Genomic DNA, 1,154 nt, shown 5'->3' on the forward strand with positions numbered 1-1,154 from the left:
GTTGTACGCCAGCAGCAATTCGAATATGCATACCTTTTTGGCTCTGTATGTCCCAGCAGAGGTATAGGGCAAGCAATGGTGGTTCCGTGGACAAGCAAAGAAGCAATGATCCTCCACTTAAGACAGATCTCCGAAGTAACTGGCATCGATAGGCATGCTGTAATGATCATGGATGGTGCCGGTTGGCATGCAGACGGCATTGCAGATCAATTCACGAATGTCAGCATCATCAAATTACCGTCCTATTCACCAGAGCTTAATTAAATTGAACAAGGATGAGCGGAATGTGGCAACACAGCCTTGCTAATAGAGTTTTCAAAAATTATGACGACATTGTTGATAGCGTTTGTGAAGCTTTGAATACTTTTACTGAGAGTTCAGAGCGAGTGACAAAATTTCATTTTAGGGATTGGGTAATTATGCCATTACTGACCAGTTAATTTTCCAGTTTGGTATTAGTGATCTGATCCGTTTACGTGGCTGTTTTTCTGTTCTAGATAAAGCCAAAGTTTATTAAGCGCTGTGGTTTTTCAAAAAGGTAATGGCGGGAATATCAACATTAGATCGCAACTCTTCAATGATTGGTAACAGGGATCTTTTGCTGTTGCATTTTATTACAGAGGGTGTTGGTTATGTGTGAGAGTAGTATTAGGTGACAGCTTATTGTCCATAAGCGTTAAGTTAGGCATTGTAAGGTTGTAAGTGATCCTTGGCTGATAACTTGGATTAGTGTACATATTCTATTGGCTGTATAGCTATTAAATTGGGTTACTGGTTACTGGTTGCGAGGAAGCTGTTTAACTGTGTTGAATGCACTGGGGTGACGCGTAAATAAGTAAATGAACTCTAGGGCGCATTAGATCGTGATTTAAATTGATAGGGCTTTTTAGAGTAGTTAATTGTATGGTTTTTTGAGGGTGCTGTGTATAACTCTGTGGGCAAGTTGTGGCTTAGCTGTGCTTGCTAAAGGTATAAGATTTAAATGTATTTTTCTTTGAAAAAGCGCTTGCGCTGATCTGAAAACTCCCTATAATGCGCATCCACTGACACGGCACAGCAGGCCACCTACCCAGCGTTAAGCTAGATAGAACGGGACTTGCAGCGGTGTTAGAGAGTTAAAACTCCTAGGAGATTTGATTCAGGTGACAAACGCT

Annotated in this window: 1 protein-coding gene; it reads left to right on the top strand. The window is 41.1% G+C overall.

The window, feature by feature from the left end:
• Positions 1-264 (top strand): transposase (locus tag ACVBIO_RS21540; protein WP_447173426.1); only part of this gene is annotated, 264 nt, incomplete at its 5' end.
• Between the last annotated feature and the right edge of the window lie 890 nt (positions 265-1,154).

This window comes from Shewanella sp. 0m-8 (genome assembly GCF_052977265.1).